Raw genomic sequence first — 15,254 nt, forward strand, 5'->3', positions numbered from 1 at the left:
GGAACAATTCAGCCATCAGGCGATTTAAGAGCCCTGGAAAATCTCTCGTCTGGAGGCTTGAATGGCGAAACGGAGAATGCGCGACCCGTATCAGCTGCGTGCGCAGGCTGACCGGATTTCCAAGGAGATCATCGACATCGAGCGCTCAGCCCGAGAAGTAAAGACCGCAAAGCTCAGGGCCCAGCGCGAAGCCCTGCAGCAGGCATCTGCTCGGACAAAGCCCGACAGGGTCGGCAGCGGCGACGCCGAATAGACCTGTCATCGCACCATGGCGGGCTCGTCGGATTTTTGCCGATCCTGACCGCAGCAGAAACCAGGTGGGGTCTGCTGCCCGGACCAGAACGAGAATGGTAGCCAAGCCAATACCGGAGGAACGATTTGAACGGAAACTCGTTTGCCCTGACTGGAAACGGGATGAGCAAAATGGTCGCGCCGCGTGCTGCCTGGAAAGGTTTTTTGAAGGTCGGTTCGGTTTCCTGCGGCGTGAAGATCGTCGGCGCCACCAGCGAGGCGTCGAAGGTTCATTTCAGGATATTGAACCGCAAGGACGGACTCCCGGTCAAAAGCGTCTACGCCGACGACGAGACCGGAAAGCCGGTCGACGTGGAAGACCAGGTGAAGGGCTTCGAGGTCGAAAAGGATGAGTTCCTCCAGATCGAGCCCGACGACATCAAGGCGCTCAAGCTGACGTCGAACCATACGCTTGAGGTCGGTGAATTCGTATCGCTTGACGAGATCGACACACGCTACCTCGAGAAACCCTACTACCTGATCCCGGCCGATGGCGCTGCACTCGAGGCCTACGGTGTGATCCGCGATGCCATGAGGAACAAGGGTGTCGCCGCGCGATCCTGCGTCGTGCTTTACCAGCGGGGCCGCGAGGTTCTGATCCAGCCCTATGGCAAAGGCATGGTGATGACCGAGCTGCGAAACCACAATGAAATGGTCTCGCAGGACAGCGTGTTCGACGGCTTGAGGACACAGAAATATGATCCAGAGCTACTCGAAATCGCCGGCATGCTCATCGACAAGAAGCTGACGACGTTTGATCCTTCGAAGTTCGAGGACACCTACGAAGATGCGCTGATTGCCATGATCGATGCGAAGCGCAAGGGCAAGCAGCTGCCGAAGCCGGCGCCGAAGCCGAAAGAGAATGTCATCAACCTGGCCGAGGTGCTGAAAAAGAGCCTCAGACAGGAAGAGTTGGGGACACCTGAAAAGACCGCCCCGCCGAAGCGCAAGACCGCCTAGCACCAAGACGGCTAGCACCAGGACGTGCCCGATCCAGGAGAGATTTGTGAGCAGACTTACTCCGCAGCAATGCCGTGCAGCACGTGGCCTGTTGGATTGGCCGCAGGCCAGGCTTGGTGCAAAATCGAATGTGAGCGAGGGAACGGTTCGGGATTTCGAAAAAGGAAAGCGTGTTCCAGCCGCGGACAAGCTCGTCGCAATCCTGTCGGCGCTCGAACTGGCGGGCGTCGCCTTTCTGGACGAGACAGCCCATGGCGGGCCTGGCGTCCGGCTCAGGAGGTCGACGACGTCGCGCACGCGTGTTCGAGACGGCGAAGCCGGAATTATCGAGAGCAGCGAAATGTAACGTGCCGTCCTTGAGGTGCCGGACTGCGCGAACCGCCCCTACGAGGGCTGGCCCGTCATCAGGCGCAGGAATTGGTCGACAAGTTAGGGGAACGACGACCAGACACCTGATCAGTTCGATGACATTTCGCGGATGAGTTCGTCGAGCGCGCCAATGTCGTCCAATGCCGCCACCTCCAGCGGATCCGTGCTCTGCTGCGGTGTCCCGTCCGGGCCGACAGGTGCGTAGCTCGCGACCAGGATGTCGCGATATTGCTGCAGCAAGACGACCGCACTCTCCATAAGTTCCTGTTTCATCGATGCGAGACTATCAAATCGGTGCTCTCGATGTGGTTTTGTTTTGCCCGCACCATCTGTCCGCATCCGGCCAGGCTGCGTTGCGCCGCTCCAGCCGTGCTTCAACGAAAAATGCACCATCGCCCTACCGATGGCCGGAACGCCGGCTCTCCCAGACGGTTATTGGCAAAAGAGAGGAGCGGACCAACATGGTGAAAAGCGTCGAGCAGGCACTGGAGGACGCGATCCTTGCAATTCGGATTCTTCGAAAATCCATCGCCGACCATGGGCATTCCGAGGCGATGATAGATTTCGACCGGCTGATGGCCGCAGCCATAGGCGGAGCCGAGGAACAACTGACCAAGCTGCAGAACTCCGGATTGTCTTGAACGTCGACCCGAGACTGGAAGGCTTTCTAGGCAAGCATCCGAGCTGCCTTCGCTGCCGCTAGCGTTCCGGCAGAGCGTGACGATCCAGGTCACCCTAGCACATTTATGGAATTGCTCTCGCCGACACCATTGACGCTGGGCTCGGCTGCCTGAAGATGTCGGTACTGCCCGCCCGCACAAAGAAAGCGTCAGGCCACAACGCCAGACGACGGGTTTCAGCAGTGCCCGATCGGCGATTTCCATGCCGAAACCAGTCGTGCCGCCGTGTGGCTGCATATCGCCAAGGATTGAACGGAATGAACAAAATCGATCTTGAAGGACAGGTCGCCGTCGTCACCGGCGGAGCGCAGGGACTGGGCCTGGCCTTTGCCAGGCGGATGGTCGCATCGGGCGCAAGGGTGAGCCTGTGGGACATGAACGAGGCAGGGCTGGAGGTGGCGGTTGCCGGACTCGGCGATGCAGCCAGGGGAGTGCTGGTCGACATCACCGATGCCGAGGCGGTGCTTGCGGCGCACGCCCGCACCGAAAACGAGAGTGGGGCCGTCTCGATCATGGTCAATTCGGCCGGGATAGCCGGGCCCAACCATACGCTCGATGAGTATCCGCTCGACGCCTGGCGGCGCGTCATAGATATCAACCTCAACGGAACCTTTCACGTCAACCGCGCTGTCGTGCCTGCCATGAAGGCGCGCAACTACGGCCGCATTGTCAACATCGCCTCGATCGCCGGCAAGGAAGGTAATCCCAATGCTTCGGCCTACTCGGCTTCCAAGGCAGGCGTCATCGGGCTGACCAAGTCGCTGGGCAAGGAGCTTGCCGGCTACGACATAGCGGTCAACTGCATCACACCGGCCGCGGCGCGCACGCCGATCTTCGACCAGATGAAACAGGAGCATATCGACTACATGCTGGCCAAGATCCCGCGGGCCCGGTTCCTGGAAGTCGACGAGGCGGCAAACATGGTCGCCTGGCTGGTCTCGAAGGAAAACAGCTTCACCACCGCATCGGTGTTCGATCTCTCCGGCGGCCGCGCCACCTACTGATCCCAAACCACGAGAATTCGCGAAACACGGGCCAGGCTCACAGCAGTTTCAGGGGCGAACGCGGCCCGAGATTCAGGAGAGCAGCATCCTCCCGGCGGTGATCGCCAGGAAGAACGCAAAGGCAAGTTTCAGGTAACGCGGGTTGAGCGCGTGAGCGAGCCTTGCGCCCAAGGGTGCGAACAGAAAGCTTACGGGCGCTATGATGGCAACGGCCGGCAGGTTGACGTAACCCAGACTAAGCGGAGGCCTGCCAGCAACCTCGAGACCCGACCAGATGAAGCCGGCCACCGCTGGAAGCGCGATCAGCAGGCCGAGCGCGGACGACGTGCCGACGGCTCGGTGTACCGGAAAGGAAAAGCTGGAAAGCGTCGGCACCGAGAGCGTGCCGCCGCCAATTCCCATGAGCGAAGAGACAACGCCGATGACAGAGGCAATCGCTCGGTTGATCCAGCCGCTTTGCGGCAGGTGATTGGAGATCACAAGGTTCTTCGGCATCGCCATGTTGACGGCCACCAGCAGGCCAACGACGCCGAAAACCAGCCGCAGGCCGGCGCCCGGAATGAATTTCGACATGATGCCGCCGATGAGGGCACTGGCGAAAATCGCCGGTCCCCAGAGATTGAGCAGGGGCCGATCGACATTGCCGCGCTTGTTGTGCGACCGCATCGATGAGATCGAGGTGGGAATGATGACCGCAAGCGACGTCGCGACCGCCAGATGACTGGTCACATCAGGCGAAAAGTGAAACAGGGCAAGCACCCAGAACAGCACCGGGACGATGACTATTCCGCCGCCGACCCCCAGCAGGCCGGCCAGCACACCGGACGCCACGCCGGTGATGGCCAGGCCGGCGACCAGCATTGCAACCGTCAGCCCGTCGAACATCGACGCGAATCCGAAGTTCACCATGATTTCCCCTTGAATGGCCGTGGCGGGCACTTTTGGCCGCACCCGTCCGCTGTTGCGACCCGATGCGAGTCGCCCAAAGTGTGCAGTGGTTTTGGGTACGCGATGCGCTTTAGACTAGTGGCGCACCATCCCGGCGTCGACATTGAGCGTCTGGCCGGTGATCCAGCGCGCATCGTCGGAAGCCAGGAACGAAACCACATCGGCGATATGCTCCGGCTGCCCTTTGCCTTTCATCGCCTGAAGCATCTCGACGAAGCCGAAGGCCTCGTTATGCGGGCTCGCCTTGACGCCGTCGCTCTCGATCAGGCCAGGCGTTACCGCGTTGGCGGTGATGTTGTATTTGCCGAGTTCCGTGGCGAGAGCCCTGGTGAAGCCGATGACCCCGCCCTTGGCGGCGACATAGGCCGCCATATTCGGTGTGCCGGCAAAGAAGGTGTTGGATGCGATGCTGATCACGCGCCCGGCCTTGCCTGCCGCACGCATCTGGTCCGTGCCGGCGCGGCTGACGATGAAGGTACCTGTCAGGTTGACATCGATGATCTTGCGCCAATGGTCGAGATCGACATCGTCCCAGGCGACGAACGGCACGATGCTGGCATTGTTGACCAGAATGTCGATGCCCCCTGTCAGGGCCTGGATTTCAGCGAAGAGCGCCTTGACGGATGCCGGATCGGAAATGTCGGCAGCGATCGCCTTCGCCTTTCCACCGATCGACGCCGCCGCCGCCTTGGCGCCTTCCGCGTTGATGTCGCTGACGATGACGGTGGCGCCGTCGGCGACCAGCCGCGCTGCGATCGCCTTGCCGATACCCTGCGCGGCGCCAGTAACCAGGGCCGTCTTGCCCACAAGCCGTTCAGTCATGAAAATTCTCCCTCAATCCGTGATCTAATTTCTGGTCAGGCGTCGGCATCGATCACTGCCAGCGCAGCATCGATGCCTTTGCCAATCGTGAGCTTCTGCCCTGCCGCGTTCATGGCGCCGCCAAGTGCCGTCAGCGCCGCGATCGCATAGATCGGCTGGGCGGTCGGGCCCATGTGGCCGACACGTGTCAGCTTCCCCAATGTTTCGCCGCGGCCCGACGAAAACACCACGCCGTAGCGGGCGCGCGCGGCCTGGCGAAGCGCCTTCTCGTCGACGCCTTCGGGTGTGCGGACTGCGGTCGTTGTCGGCGACGCGATCTTGTCACTGGCGGCCCAGATCGACAGGCCCATCGCGGCGACGCCCGCGCGCATGGCCTTGGCCGTGAGCGCGTGGCGCGCCCACACCGCCTCCGGCCCCTCACCAAGGTAGAGGTCGAGCGCGACGTCGAGCCCGTTCATCTCGGAGACGGACGGCGTGAACGGAAACGCCTCGTTCCTTGACCATGCATTTTCCCAGTCGACGATGCTCAGCATCGATGCGCGCGGCGCTAGGGGATTTGCCTTCATCTTGGCCCAGGCCCGCTCGCTGACACCCATCATCGTCAGCCCGGGAGGCGCACCCAGGCATTTGTTCGGGCCGGTGACATAGATATCGGCCTGGCAATCCTCGGGGTGCGTCTTCATGCCACCAAAGGACGAGACGGCGTCGACGATGAGATAACCGCCATGCGCCGAAACCAGCGCGCCGATCGCGTCGATCGGATTGATGGTGCCGGACGGCGTGTCGTGGTGACAGACGGAAACGACGGTGATTTCCGGATGCGCTTTCAGCATTGCCGCAACCGCCTGCGGGTCGATCGCCTCGTTGTAGGGCACCTCGATCTCGAGCAGTTGTGGCGAATAGCGCTTCGCCCAATAGCCAAACCCCTTGCCGTAAACCCCGGAGGCGAGGTTGAGCACGACGTCGTCGGGCGCGATCAGGGAGGCTGCGGCAGCCTCCAGGCCAAGCACCGGCTCGCCATGCAGAATGACCGGCCTGTTCGACAGCCGCATCGCCTTCTGCGCCTTGTCGATCACCTTCTCGTAAAAGAGCTGGAACGCCGGGTCGTAGTCGTAGAGCACCGTGCGACCGAGGCCGCGCAGCACATCAGGATAGGCGTTCACCGGTCCCGAGGTGAGTGTGATGACCGGTTCGGCATGGTCAAAATAGCGCATGGTCTTGTCTCCGCATTGGTAACGGTCAGCCGTAGAATTGCGTGCCGGTCCTGTAGGTCTTGAAGTTGTCCATGTCGTGCGAATACATCAGGTCGGCGCCATGGTCCTCGGCCAGCTTCTTCACCTTGCGCATCGAATTGACGCCCGCCACCGGATCGATGTGGAAGGCCGCCTGGCACAACGTTTCAAGGCTCTTCTGCGTATAGGCGGCATCGATCGTGAACATGATCGGCTTGCGCTTGGGGAACTCCACCAGGAGGCTGTAGTGGCCGATCGAATGGCCAGGCGTCGAGATCAGCCTGACGCCCCTTGCAAGGTCGACGTCGCCATCGATGCCCTCGAAGGTCGAGTTGGCGCGCGTCGTGCCCTTCAGCAACTGCGCGGTCGCGCCGCGCGCCTCCGCCGCTTCCGCCGAGAAGCTCAGGTCGGAATAGCCGAGGTGTTCGAAAGGCTGCGGATTGCAGGCCTGCGGCACCTCACTGCGGTGGCAGATCTTCTTGGCGTGCGGAAAGTACTTGTTGCCGCCGCAATGGTCGAAGTGGAAGTGCGAATTGACGACGACGTCGATGTCCTTCGGTTCGAGGCCGAGCAGCGCCAGAGCGCCGGGGATGGTCTGGTGCTTTTCCTGGATCGGCTTTTCGAACGGCAGTACCTTCATCACGTGATCGTAGTCGTAGCCGGTGTCGATGAGAAACCGGCCCTCGGCATGCTCGATCAGGATCGAATAGACGGGGAAGCGCACTTCGCCGCCAGGGCCCCTGTTCCAGAACACGTGATATCCGTCGAGAACGAGCGAGCCGCCGTCGAGCAGGTAGACCTTGGTATCCGACATTCTTGCCTCCTGTTTGGCGCGGGTCCCGTCCGCGCTTGATTGTGATCAGCGCGCGCCGCGCTCGTATGGAATGCCCAGCGCTGCCGGCAGACTGGCGCGCCGGCCGAACAGCACCAGCATGATCATCACCGCCAGGAACGGCAGCATCTGGATGATGTCGGTCGGTATGTTGATGCCGGCCACCTGCATTGCTGTCGTCAGCGACAGGCAGACCCCGAACAGCAACGCGCCGAACAGCACCCAGATCGGGCGACCGCGCGCCAGCATGGCCAGCACGATGCCGAGAAAGCCTGCGCCATTGGTGATGAAAGGAATGAATAGCCCGGCCCCGACATTGGCGAGATAGGCGCCGCCAAGCCCGGCCAGTGCTCCGGTCGTCAACACGGCGATGGTGCGGGTTCGCACGACGTCGATGCCGGCGACATCGAGCGCGGCCGGCTTGTCGCCCGCAGCCTGCAGGTTGAGGCCCAGTTGTGTGCGCCGGTAGACGTAGCGCATGCCGAAAACCAGCGCGACCGCCAGATAGACGATCAGATGCTGTTTGAAGAACGCAGGGCCGATGACCGGAATGTCCGAAAGCAGCGGAATGACCGTCGCGTCCGCTGCCGGCAGGCGCGGATAGCTGCGCGAAAACTGGAAGTGATGGAGCAGTGCCGTCAGACCTTCCAGTCCCAAGGTCAGTGCGATACCAATGACGATCTGGTTCAGCCCGATGCGCACGCAAAGCAGCGCCATGACAAGCGCCACCGCTGCGCCGCCGGCGGCACCGGTGAGAAAGCCCAGCCACAGCGACCCGGAATAGAAGGCGCCGACAAAGCCGAGATAGGCGCCGGCCAGCATCATGCCTTCGATGCCGATATTGAGCACGCCCGCCTTCTCGGACATCTGCTCGCCGAGCCCGGCAAGCAGCAGCGGGATCGCCGCGGTGACGGCGCCGAACAGGAGCGCGCTGAGAAAGACTTCGCTGAAGAGCCCGGTCATGCCCTAAGCCCTCCGCGACTGGTTGTAGCGGTGATCGAAATATTCGGCGAGCGCGAGCACGATCAGCACGATGGAGACCAGCACCAGCGTGAAATGATTGGGTACGCCGAGCCGCCGAGCCGCACTCTCGCCGCCGATCGAAAGCACCGAAAGCAGGAACACGAAACCGATGGCGGCAAAGCCGTTCATGCGGGCAAGAAACACCGCGGGAATAACGGCAAGCCCGTAGGCGGGATTCCAGTCGGCGCGGACATTGCCCTGGACGCCGATGATGTCGACGGCGCCGGCTAGGCCGGCAAGCCCGGCCGAAATGGCGAAGACGGCGATGGTCAGGCCGGGCACGCCAAGCCCCGAATGAATCGCCGCGCGCGGGTTGGCGCCGACGATCCTCAGCTTCAGCCCGAACGCCGTGCGCGTCATCACCAGATGCACGATGATGATCGCCGCAAGTCCAAACAGCAGGCCGCTGGTAATGGTTGTTTCGAACAGGCGCGGCAGCCGGTCTTCCACCGGCAGCGTGCGGGTCTGCGGCACGGTCGTGCCAGGATCGCGAAACACCAGCTTGACCAGCACATTGGCAAGCGACGTCCCGAGGAACGTCATCATCAGCGTGGTGATGATCTCGTTGACGCCCTGATAGGCACGCAGCAGGGCCGGCACCAGCGACCAGATCATCGCCACCACCATGGCAATGAGGAACGCGCAGATCAGCGCCAGCCAGGATGGCATGATCTGAACGAACACCGGAGCACTGGCGGCCGCCGTCACCGCGCCGAGCAGGAACTGGCCGTCGCCGCCGAGATTCCACATGCCGGCGCGAAAGGCCACGATCAGGCCAGCGGCAAGGAAGAGCAGCGGCGCCATGCGCGTCAGCGTCTGCTGGATGCCGAGCGGCGAGAACAGGCCTTTCTCCAGCACGTAGCCATAATAGGCGAGCGGGTCGACGCCGACGGCAAGCAGGATGCAGCCGGCTATGACGAGGGCGGCAAGGATCGGGCCGAGGGTCATCAGCAGCCGGTGCAGAATGTCGCGGTGCGTCGCCGCCCCGCTCGTCGCATCGAGCGCGGTAGCACTGACCGTGGGTGCGGTGTCGATGCTCATGCGGCAAGTCCGATCATCAGGCGACCGACCCTGGTGCGGGCATCGTCGGCGTTCGCGACGGTGCCGACCAGCGCTCCGTTGGCGATGACGGCGATGCGGTCGCACATGCTCAGCAATTCCTCGAGGTCGGTGGAGATCAGCAGCACGGCAAGGCCGCGCGCGGCCGTGTCGCGGATGCGCTGGCGCGACGCCACGGTGTTGGCGAGATCGAGGCCATAGGTCGGCTTGTTGAAGATCACCACCTTGGCGCCTTCTGCCAGTTCTCGCGCCAGAAGCACCTTCTGGATGTTGCCGCCGGACAGCCGCGCGACGGGCGTCTTCAGGCTTGGCGTACGCACATCGTATTCGCGCACCAGCTGGGCGGCGCGCCTGTCGATCTCCGCGCGCTGCTCGACGCCGTTGCGCCACAACGGCGCTGCGCCGACCTGCTTGAGAAAGAAGTTGATCGAAACCGGGAAGGTTCCGACAGTGCCCTCGCCCAGCCGGTCGTCGGTCAGGTAGCGCAGACCGCGCTGGCGGCGTTCGCCGACGCTCAGCGCCTCGATGGCAACGCCCTCCAGCCTCACCGAACCGCCCGTCGCCGCGCGCTGGCCGGCCAGTGCCTCCGCCAACTGCTTCTGGCCGTTGCCGTCGATGCCGGCTATGCCCAGGATCTCGCCAGGGCGGATGTCGAAGGAGATCGACGACAGGCCGGGCGCATTGTCCGTCGGGGCGACCGCTAGATCCGCGACCTGAAGCAGCGGAGCCGCTTCGGCGCGGACAGTGCGGACAGGACGTTCGACAGCTTCCGGATCATCCTTCTGCTTGCCGAACATCAGTTCCACGATCTCCGAGATGATCTCCTGTTCGCCCAGCGCGCGAAACCGCTCGGGCGGGATCTCGCCGACCTTGCGGCCGAGCTTCAGCACCGAGATGCGGTCGCCGAAGGCCGCCGCCTCCTTGAGCTTGTGGGTGATGAAGACGATCGCCAGGCCCTGCTCGACGAGGCGACGCATCAGCGCGCCCAGTTCGTCGATGCCTTTGGGCGTCAGCATGGAGGTGGACTCGTCGAGAATGAGCAACCGGCTGTTGCGGACCATCGCGCGCAGGATTTCGACCTGTTGCTGTTCGCCAAGCGAAAGCTCCGACACCTTGGCATGCAGCTTCACCGTGATCCCGAGTGTGCGGGTGATCTCGGCGACACGCGCCGCCAGTTCCTCGGTCCTGGGCCGCTGCCACCAGGGCCCACCAAGCAACAGGTTCTCAGCCACGGTCAGCGTCGGCACCAACATCATGTGCTGGAAGACGGTGCCGATGCCGAGCGACAAGGCATGGCGCGGCGAGGTGATCGGGGTCGGTTTTCCGTCGACCAATATGCGCCCCTCGTCCGGCTGCTGCAGGCCGGACAACATGCCGATCAACGTCGATTTTCCGGCGCCGTTCTCGCCGAGCAGCACATGCACCTCACCCGGACGGATCGCCAGGTCGATGCCGTCATTGGCGACGATGCCGGGGAACCGTTTGGTCACGCCTTCGAGCGCGACGATGTCGCGCACGACAACAGACGATGAAGAAAAAATGCTCATGAAAGCCCAGCACCAGAAAATGGGAATCGTCCGGAGGGGTGAACGGATCACCCCTCCGGCAGCCGACCTTGATCGCCTTACTGGGCGACGCTTGTCATCAGCGCCCGGACGGCGGCCGCGTCATAGACCGGATCGACCTTGATCTTGCCGGAAATGACGTCTTCGCGCAGCGCCTGGATTTCGGCCCAGACATTGTCCGGGATCGCCGCGGTTTTCAGCAGCTTGACCGAGTCATCCTGGAGGCCGATCGTATAGTGTTTGGTGCCGAACGTGTCGGCCTTCAGATCGGCAATCATCGCCGCATAGACCGGCTCGATGTTCCACACCACCGACGACAGCAGGAAGCCCTTGTCGATCGACGATTTGTCGCCGATGACGTCGATGAAATAGACCTTGCCGCCATCGGCGGCCTTGGTGGTCTCGACCGCCTGCAGCATGCCGAAGCTTGAACCGTTGCCCTGGCCGAAGATGATGTCCGCGCCCGCCGCGATCACGCTTTCAGTGACGCGCTTGCCGCCGGCCGCATCGCTATAGGCGGCGGGTCCGATCACCGCATAGGTGATCTTGACGTCCGGCTTCTCCGCCTTCACGCCTTGCGCGAACGCCGCCGACTGCGAATTCCACGATGGCGGTTCGCCCGACACCACGATGCCGACCGACTTGGAGCGTGACATCTTGGCGGCGAGGCGGCCGGCGAGATAGGCGCCCTGGTGGCCGCTCAGCGTGTAGTCGGCGACGAGGCCCTTCTCCAGACCGGTCGGCGTGTCGACGATCGCCACCGGAACTTTCAATTCCTTGGCGATCTCGGGAGCCGAGGTGTTGTAGCCACTGGCGTGGGCGATCAGCAGGCTGGCGCCGTCGGACGCAAGTTCCCGCAATGTCGGACGAACGTCGCCATAGCCGAGGCCCTGGGCGACGACCACTTCGACGCCGGCGGCTTTGCCTGCCGCCTTGGCGGCGTCGATGCCTTGCTGGTTCCAGCCAAAATCCGTGCCCTCTTCGGGTGTCAGAATAGCAATCGACTTGACCTCGGCGGCAAGCGCGCCGCCCATCAAGACGCCACTCAATATAGCTGCACTTACACTGCTCTTAAGAAGCTTTAACATGTTACCCTCTCTGTTTGATCTACCAATCATTATTCTTATTGTTATTGCGCGAAAGCGAGATAGACTGCATAGGCAAATTGCATATGGAGTTCAGGCAAATTGAAGATCCGTTATGTCCTTCCGGTGGCGCTGGCGTTCTCCTCCTTCGCCAGCGCGGTTGAGTTGCACCATGTCACCGTCCGCACGGGCACCGACGGGCTCGACTTGGTGCCGCTGACGATCTCGAATGCGGGCAGCGAAGGGCTGTCCTGCAACGCCGACTTCGCCCATTGGTATTCGGCGGGGATCGCAACGGTCGAACCGGGCAGAAGCGCCCGCATCGAACTCTGGTTCGATCCGAAGACCGGCACGTTCACGATCCTCAACGACAAGCGCGAGAACCTGCCCGTCGAGCGGCTCTGGTGCGGCCTGTCGGGCCGCGCATATGCCACCCGCGTGCAGATCACGCTAAACCGCGCCGACGCGGTGAAAGGCGAGCGTGCCGTGTCCTGCGCCATGGCGCAGGACAGTCTGCTCTGCCGGTAGGCGCTCATCGAGCCGTCCGTTCGAACACCGCGCGCCCCCTTATTCTTTTGCCAGGAATGCGTCGGTGAAGACATCGTCCGCCGACAACGCCGCCTTGAGCACGCCCTGATCCGTCAGCGTCTTCAAGGTTTCCTCCCACTGCGTCTTCGTCATCCAGCCGAGACCGTGCTCGTTGGTGTCGGGGCTGTTGAACGTCGATGCGATGTCGGCGTTGATCTGCGCCAGCAACACATCCTTCTTTTCCGCATAGCCGGGCGCTGCCTTGGCCGTGATCTCGGCGGCCTCGTCCGGATGAGCCACGACATAGTCGAAGGCCTCCCTGTAGGCCTTGACGAAGCGGCGCACGACGTCCGGCTTGTCCTTGATCATCGTCTGCGAGGTGAACAGGCCCGAGCCATAGGCCTTCCAGCCGTAGTCCGCCCCCATCATGATGCTGAGCGAGCCGGGGCCTCCGGCTTTGGCCTCCAGTTCGGGAACCTCCGCGTCGACATAACCGACGACGGTCTGAACCCGGCCGAGGAGCAGGTAGCTTTCATAGGGCGGCGAGACGCTGTTCAGCGTCATGTCCTTTTCGGTCAGGCCGTTGGCGGCCAGGAAGCCCTTGAAGAAGATGTAGGTGGAGCCGGCTGGATGAATGCCTATGGTCAGTCCCTTGAGATCGGACGGCTTTGCCAGCTTCAGCGTCTTGGCCAGCGAAATGATCCCCAGCGGTGACTGCTGATTGACGGCCGCCAGCGCCACGACCGGAACATTCTGCGAGCGCGCAACGGCGAGCGTGGGAAGATCGCCGAAGCCGAAATCAGCGTTCTCATTGCCCACCAGCCGCATTGCGTCGGGCGAACCGGAGCCCTTGCGGATCTCGGCCACATCGATGTCGTTCTTGGCGAAGAAGCCCTTTTCCTTGCCGACGAAGAACATGGCGTGGTTGCCGCGCACCACCCAGTCGAGCTGGACGTTGACCTTGTCGGCCGCCAAAGCCGCGTTGGAGAAGCCGATAGCACCGACAAACGCCGCGAAGGCAGCGGCCTTGATAAGTGAGCGTCTCAGCATTGTTGTTCCCTTGTATGATTTTGGTTGTTCGAAGGCCTAGGCCTGGCTGAATTTGGGTGCCCAGGGCACCACGATGCGTTCGAGAATTTCGGCGGCGTAGTAGAAGGCGATGCCGAGCACGGAAACGAGCAGCAGCGCCGCAAAGACCAGCGCCGTATCGAGCTGGGTCGAAGCGAACTGGATGACGTAGCCGAGACCGTCCGAAGCGCCGGCAAATTCGCCGACAATGGCGCCGATCACACTCAACGTGGCGGCGATCTTGGTTCCGGCCATCAGGTTCGGCAGCGAGTGCGGAACGCGGATCCTGAACAGGATCTGCGTCGGACTGGCACCGACCGAATTCATCAGCGACAGCAGCGAGCGGTCGACCGATTGCATGCCCGCCAGCATCGACAATGTCACCGGGAAGAAGGCGATGACCAGGATCAAGCCGATCTTGGGTGCCAGCCCGTAGCCGAACCACAGGATGAAGATCGGCGCGAGGGCCACCTTGGGCACGTTCTGGAACAGCACCACCAGTGGGTACAGCGCGCGCCCCAACCAGTCGAAGCGGACAATGACCAGCGCAATGGCAATGCCGACCACGACCGAGACCAGGAAGCCGAACAGGATCTCGCCTGCCGTCACCAGGGTCGCCTGCATCAGCGTGCCCCATTGCGCGACCAGCGATTGCGCGATTTCGGACGGGGCGGGAACGACGAAGGCGGATATGGAAAATATCCGCACGGCAGCTTCCCACGCCGCGATTGTCGCCAGCAGGAGGATGACCGCGGGAAGCCAACTGCCTGTCGCCGCGCTCCAGTTCGAGACGAGCCGCGGCTCGGAAAGATCCGTGATGCTTTGCTCGCTCAAGATACGCCTCCCGGTTGATGGCTGGCGCGCAGCATCGTCCGCAACTGAACCACCAACCTGACGAACTCCGGATCCTCCGTGACCGAAAGGTCGCGCGGATAAGGCAGTGCAATGTCGAGGCTCTCGGTAATCCGCCCCGGCTTGATCCCCAGCACATGAACATGGCGGGACAGGTGAATGGCCTCGTCGATGGAATGGGTGACGAGCACGATGGTCTTGCCGGTGCGCTGCCAGATCTCCAGCAGCGACTGGCCCATCGCGTCGCGGGTGATGGCGTCAAGCGCGCCGAACGGCTCGTCCATCAGCAGCACCGCCGGATCGAGCGCCAGGGCGCGTGCGATGGCGACCCGCTGCCGCATGCCACCCGACAGTTCGTTTGGGCGCTTGTGGGCGGAATCGCCCAGTCCCACCAGCTCCAGCATCTCCTGCCCGCGCGCCCGCAAGTCCGAGCGCGACAGCGACTTGTCGGCGATACCCAGCAGCATCGAGGCATTGTCGACGGCGTTTTTCCACGGCAGCAGATTGGCGTCCTGGAAGACGAGGCCGATCATCCGCTTGCGCGCCGCCTCGGTCGGAGCGAGCCCGGCGATCGAAACGCTGCCCTGGCTCGGCTGCACCAGCCCGGCCAGCACCTTGAGCAAGGTGCTCTTCCCGCAACCGGACGGGCCGATAAGGGAGACAAACGACCCCTTTGGCACCGAAAGGTCGATGTTCTGGAGGATCAGTTGCCGGGCCATGACCACTGAAACGCCTTTGGCGGAGATCAGATCTTCATGGCGGATATGGGCTGGCCTGTCGCCGGCGGCTCGAATGGTTTCAATGCGCATGGCTTGTCGCCCCGCGCATTGTCGTCGGCCGCACCGGCAACGTGCGGCCCGCGAAGGCAGGCTTCGCACAACGGACCAACCGGAATTCCCCACCCTGGCCAGCCTCGTGCGCACGATGTGACATTGG

The 15,254-nt window shown here is 62.7% G+C and carries 18 protein-coding genes; 6 read left to right on the top strand and 12 right to left on the bottom strand.

All coding sequences use genetic code 11. From position 1 onward, the window contains the following. Positions 1-61 precede the first annotated feature (61 nt). The 3 genes from AC1RZR_RS31670 (at position 62) to AC1RZR_RS31680 (ending at position 1,597) form a co-directional block, all read left to right on the top strand. Positions 62-253 carry a hypothetical protein gene (locus AC1RZR_RS31670; RefSeq protein ID WP_481827083.1) on the top strand — a complete coding sequence of 64 codons (192 nt, stop codon included), beginning with the start codon at positions 62-64 and terminating at the stop codon, positions 251-253. A 161-nt stretch (positions 254-414) separates the two neighbouring features. After that, positions 415-1,251, top strand: coding sequence for a non-homologous end joining protein Ku (gene ku / locus AC1RZR_RS31675; RefSeq protein ID WP_481827084.1), 837 nt, complete (start codon positions 415-417; stop codon positions 1,249-1,251). A gap of 46 nt (positions 1,252-1,297) precedes the next feature. Beyond that, positions 1,298-1,597 carry a helix-turn-helix domain-containing protein gene (locus AC1RZR_RS31680; protein ID WP_477271180.1) on the top strand — a complete coding sequence of 100 codons (300 nt, stop codon included), beginning with the start codon at positions 1,298-1,300 and terminating at the stop codon, positions 1,595-1,597. A 110-nt stretch (positions 1,598-1,707) separates the two neighbouring features. Here AC1RZR_RS31680 and AC1RZR_RS31685 read toward each other — a convergent pair whose 3' ends face one another. Then, positions 1,708-1,893, bottom strand: a complete 186-nt coding sequence (locus AC1RZR_RS31685) for a hypothetical protein (protein ID WP_481827085.1) — start codon at positions 1,891-1,893, stop codon at positions 1,708-1,710. A 2-nt stretch (positions 1,894-1,895) separates the two neighbouring features. Between AC1RZR_RS31685 and AC1RZR_RS31690 the strand changes: the two genes are divergently transcribed. Further along, positions 1,896-2,261, top strand: a complete 366-nt coding sequence (locus tag AC1RZR_RS31690) for a hypothetical protein (protein WP_481827086.1) — start codon at positions 1,896-1,898, stop codon at positions 2,259-2,261. 296 nt (positions 2,262-2,557) lie between these two features. Then, positions 2,558-3,304: an SDR family NAD(P)-dependent oxidoreductase gene (locus tag AC1RZR_RS31695; RefSeq protein ID WP_379093255.1), complete on the top strand. Its 747-nt coding sequence runs from the start codon at positions 2,558-2,560 to the stop codon at positions 3,302-3,304. Between the two features lie 72 nt (positions 3,305-3,376). On the opposite strand, the gene AC1RZR_RS31700 is transcribed toward AC1RZR_RS31695, so the two are convergent. The 8 genes from AC1RZR_RS31700 to AC1RZR_RS31735 form a co-directional block, all read right to left on the bottom strand. Then, positions 3,377-4,210, bottom strand: a complete 834-nt coding sequence (locus tag AC1RZR_RS31700; RefSeq protein ID WP_477271188.1) for a sulfite exporter TauE/SafE family protein — start codon at positions 4,208-4,210, stop codon at positions 3,377-3,379. 117 nt (positions 4,211-4,327) lie between these two features. Then, on the bottom strand, positions 4,328-5,074 hold the full coding sequence (pldH, locus tag AC1RZR_RS31705; protein WP_481827087.1) for a pyridoxal 4-dehydrogenase, SDR-type: 747 nt from the start codon (positions 5,072-5,074) through the stop codon (positions 4,328-4,330). 35 nt (positions 5,075-5,109) lie between these two features. Beyond that, complete coding sequence (gene ppaT / locus AC1RZR_RS31710; protein WP_477271192.1) at positions 5,110-6,288, bottom strand: pyridoxamine--pyruvate transaminase; 1,179 nt, start codon at positions 6,286-6,288, stop codon at positions 5,110-5,112. 25 nt (positions 6,289-6,313) lie between these two features. Then, entirely contained in the window at positions 6,314-7,120 is an 807-nt protein-coding gene (pldA, locus tag AC1RZR_RS31715; RefSeq protein WP_481827088.1) for a 4-pyridoxolactonase, read from the bottom strand. A gap of 45 nt (positions 7,121-7,165) precedes the next feature. After that, positions 7,166-8,101, bottom strand: coding sequence for a putative B6 ABC transporter permease subunit 1 (locus AC1RZR_RS31720; protein ID WP_477271196.1), 936 nt, complete (start codon positions 8,099-8,101; stop codon positions 7,166-7,168). Positions 8,102-8,104: 3 nt separating this feature from the next. Continuing rightward, positions 8,105-9,202 carry a putative B6 ABC transporter permease subunit 2 gene (locus tag AC1RZR_RS31725; protein WP_481827089.1) on the bottom strand — a complete coding sequence of 366 codons (1,098 nt, stop codon included), beginning with the start codon at positions 9,200-9,202 and terminating at the stop codon, positions 8,105-8,107. Further along, positions 9,199-10,767: a putative B6 ABC transporter ATP-binding protein gene (locus AC1RZR_RS31730; RefSeq protein WP_477271200.1), complete on the bottom strand. Its 1,569-nt coding sequence runs from the start codon at positions 10,765-10,767 to the stop codon at positions 9,199-9,201. The genes AC1RZR_RS31725 and AC1RZR_RS31730 overlap by 4 nt, the downstream gene beginning before the upstream one ends. Positions 10,768-10,844: 77 nt before the next feature. After that, positions 10,845-11,873, bottom strand: coding sequence for a putative B6 ABC transporter substrate-binding protein (locus tag AC1RZR_RS31735; RefSeq protein ID WP_477271202.1), 1,029 nt, complete (start codon positions 11,871-11,873; stop codon positions 10,845-10,847). 99 nt (positions 11,874-11,972) lie between these two features. Here AC1RZR_RS31735 and AC1RZR_RS31740 point away from each other — a divergent pair, with 99 nt between their 5' ends. Continuing rightward, positions 11,973-12,398, top strand: coding sequence for a hypothetical protein (locus AC1RZR_RS31740; RefSeq protein ID WP_481827090.1), 426 nt, complete (start codon positions 11,973-11,975; stop codon positions 12,396-12,398). 39 nt (positions 12,399-12,437) lie between these two features. On the opposite strand, the gene AC1RZR_RS31745 is transcribed toward AC1RZR_RS31740, so the two are convergent. The 3 genes from AC1RZR_RS31745 to AC1RZR_RS31755 are packed head-to-tail and all read right to left on the bottom strand — an operon-like array spanning position 12,438 to position 15,127. Beyond that, positions 12,438-13,448, bottom strand: coding sequence for an ABC transporter substrate-binding protein (locus AC1RZR_RS31745; RefSeq protein WP_481827091.1), 1,011 nt, complete (start codon positions 13,446-13,448; stop codon positions 12,438-12,440). A 36-nt stretch (positions 13,449-13,484) separates the two neighbouring features. Continuing rightward, a complete protein-coding gene (locus AC1RZR_RS31750; protein ID WP_481827092.1) occupies positions 13,485-14,300 on the bottom strand; it encodes an ABC transporter permease in 816 nt (271 codons plus the stop codon). Then, on the bottom strand, positions 14,297-15,127 hold the full coding sequence (locus AC1RZR_RS31755; RefSeq protein ID WP_481827093.1) for an ABC transporter ATP-binding protein: 831 nt from the start codon (positions 15,125-15,127) through the stop codon (positions 14,297-14,299). Before AC1RZR_RS31755 ends, AC1RZR_RS31750 begins: the two co-directional genes overlap by 4 nt. Between the last annotated feature and the right edge of the window lie 127 nt (positions 15,128-15,254).

It is taken from the genome of Mesorhizobium bavaricum (assembly GCF_056781655.1).